At 73.4% G+C, this 3079-nt stretch carries 1 protein-coding gene and 1 pseudogene; both read left to right on the top strand.

Features of this window, described 5'->3' with window-relative positions; translation table 11 throughout:
* A partial coding sequence (locus tag VOI19_RS17200; RefSeq protein ID WP_323794176.1) for a helix-turn-helix transcriptional regulator occupies positions 1-2525 on the top strand: 2525 nt, incomplete at its 5' end.
* A 209-nt stretch (positions 2526-2734) separates the two neighbouring features.
* A pseudogene (locus VOI19_RS17195) lies at positions 2735-3079 on the top strand (hypothetical protein); the annotation flags it as partial.

Raw genomic sequence — 3079 nt, 5'->3', positions numbered from 1 at the left:
GCCTGGCCTCCGCGATGCACCGGCTCCTGGGTGACTGGGCGGCCCAGGAACGCGTGGTCCTGCTGATCGACGACGTCCAGTGGATCGACGTCGAGTCCTCGGCGGTGATCGGTTACGCCCGTCGACGCCTGACGGGGCGCCTCCTGGTCGTCGCGACGCTCGGCGACACGGCAGGGGAGGGCCCGGGTGACGAGGCGGGCGCCCGAGTCGACGTCAGTGGACTCCACCACCTCGACGTCGAGGCGCTCGCGACCGGGGATCTGGTCGACCTGCTCTGCGACCTCGGACTGACCCCCGACATCGCCCAGCGGATCAGCGTCGAGTCGGGAGGGCTCCCGTCGGCAGCCCTCGCCATGGCCGGCGCGATCGGACAACGACCAGCCGTGCTGGGATCACCCACCCCGGTGCCGTCGAGCATCGTCCATGTCCTGGGCGAGCGGGTCCGCGCGCTGCCCCGACCTGCCCGCGAGGCGTTGACGAGCGCGGCGCTGCTGCACCGTCCCACCGTGCGTCAGCTCGAGCGGAGCGGCCGCCTCGCCGCAGCTGACGAGGCGCGGCGGGCCGTACGAGCCGGCCTGCTGGCTGCGGGCGACACGACGGCGGAGTCAGGTTGCGCGGACGGGGCGCTTCGCTTCACACCGTCGGTCCTGCGTCGGGTCGTGACTGATCTCGTGCCCGCGGAGGTCCGCGCTCAGCTGCACCGCGAGCTCGCCGAGTCGGCTGGCTCAGAGGCAGAGAGACTGCGGCACGTCGCGCTCAGCGACCCGCGACCCTGCGCCGAGCTCGCCCACGCTCTCGCTGCGGCGGCCGACGACGTCGCCGGGCCAGGTAGCCGCGACCTCAGTGCCGAGCTCTACCTCCTTGCTGTCGATCGAGCGCCGTCGTCCTTGACCGATGAACGCCTGGAGTGGGTGGTGAAGGCCGTGGAGACCGCAGCGCCCGGCAATCACGTCGAGCTGGTCCGGCGCGCGATGGCGTACGCCTTCGACGACCTCCGGCCCGGCCCGAGCCACCGCGTGCGGTTGCGGCTGGCCATCCCGGAGCTGCCCGGCAACGGCGTCGCCCTTCTCGACGAGGTCCTCGCCGCGGCGCTGGACGATGCGGGCGACGACGACCACCTGGTCGCCCAGGTCCTGCTCCAGCGCGCGCGGATCGCCCTGATGGAATCACGGCCGGCGGCGTCCAGCGAGGCTGCCGAGCGTGCGGTCGAGCTGTTGGAGCGACGAGCCGCGCTCGACCCGGAGGCCGGAGAGGCGCCACTCGCCCTCGCCCTGACGACCCTGGTGGCGTCGCGCCGCTGGCTCGGGCTGGAGCACGCGGCGTACCTCGACCGGGCGGTGCGCCTCGCCGGGCCCACGCCCACCGGCTTCTTGCACATCTCGCCCGGCTACATGGCGGCCCGGTTCGCGTTCTACGACGACCGGCTCGAGGAGGCACGCACGGCCTTCCTGTCCATGCTCGGCCGGGTCGAGCGCGGCGCCGGGATGGACCATGTCCACGTGTTGCGCTGCCTGGTCGAGGTGGCCGCGCGCACCGGACGGTGCGCCGAGGCGGTCACGTACGCCGCCCGGGCCGCGGCCGTCGGGGCGGAGTTCGACATCGACGCTCACGCTGCGTGGTTCATCAGCGCGCAGGCCGAGCTGCTGGTGGGCGACCTGGCCCGTGCCCGGACGCTCGCCCTGCGCGGGGCGGAGGTGGCGGGGGCCGCCGGTGACATCCGCTACCTCCAGCGTCACCTGATCGTGCTCGGGCACGCACTGCTGCGAACGGGCGATGCCCGCGGGGCGGTGAGCGCGCTCGAGCGGGTTCGCGTGATCGAGCAGGACGGTGGCTTCGGGGACCCCACGGTCAATCGCTGGCACGCCGACCTCGTCACGGCGCTGGTGGCGCTCGGGCGTCTGAGGGAGGCCGCCGACCTGCTCGTCGACTCGCGGTACGCCGTCGATCGTCGCGCTGCTCACGGCGGGACGTCGGGCGTGATCGCTGCCCTCGACCGTGCTGAGGCCGAGCTCGCTCTGGCCCGCGGTGACCTCGACGCCGCCGAACAGCTGTTGGAACGCTCGAGCAAGATCGCCGCCGACCTGGGCCTGCGGGTCGAGCAGGGCCGCACCCTCATCACCCGGGCCCACCTCGAGCGCCGGCGGCGCCGCGCTGCGGCGTCCAGGGCGACCCTGCAGGAGGCGCACGCGTTGTTCGCCTCGCTCGGCGCCACGGCCTGGGTCGCCCAGGTGCAGGCCGAGCTGTCTCCGACTCGCGGGCCGGACGGCCACCCGGTCGCCTCGGGTCCGGGGGGTGTGTCCCTCCAGGCAGCCTCGCTCCTCGCTCCACTCACCGAGTCGGAGGCGCGAGTCGCCCGTGCGGTTGCCTCGGGGGCGAGCAACCGCGAGATCGCCGAACGGACCTTCGTCTCGGTCAAGACCGTCGAGGCCACCCTCACCCGTGTCTATCGCAAGCTCGACGTCGGCTCCCGAACGCGCCTCGCCGCTCTGCTCGCCCCCACCCTCACCCAGGCTGACCCAGGCTGACGCAGGCTGACCCGGACTGACCCACGCCCACGTCACGGCTTCACGTCGAGTCGGCGCCGACAGGCGGCACTGTGCGGGGAGTCAAGGGATTCCCCCCTAACCACGGGGCGCGAGGGTGCCTAGGTTCCAAGGACGGCGTCCTGCTGGCCCCACCCGGCCGGCTGGGGGCCCGTGACCCCTCATCCCACTCGGAACACTCAGGAGATCCCATGAGATCCAGAAACCTGCTCGGGGCGGCCCTGGCCACCGCGCTGTCCGGCGCCCTCGCCCTCGGCACTGCCCCCTCGTCCTCGTCGGCCCAAGGTCAGCAGGGCATGGCGAGCGACCGCGGCCGACCGGTCGAGCAGGAGGCGGGCAAGAAGGACGCCGTCGAGGCCGCCAACGCCTTCCTCGCGGACCGCCCCGCGAGCCGTCGGAGCGGCGACGACACCATCCGTCGCGCGGCCGTCGTCCCCGGCACCAAGGGCACCTTCTACGTCACCTACAAGCGCACCCTGGCCGACCTGCCCGTCTTCGGTGGCGACTTCGTCGTAGCCGTCGATGGCACGGGCACG

The organism is Nocardioides sp., assembly GCF_034670285.1.
Taxonomy (GTDB): domain Bacteria; phylum Actinomycetota; class Actinomycetes; order Propionibacteriales; family Nocardioidaceae; genus Nocardioides.
Note: the sequence above shows the minus strand (reverse complement) of the source record. Positions and strands in the feature narration are given on the sequence as shown.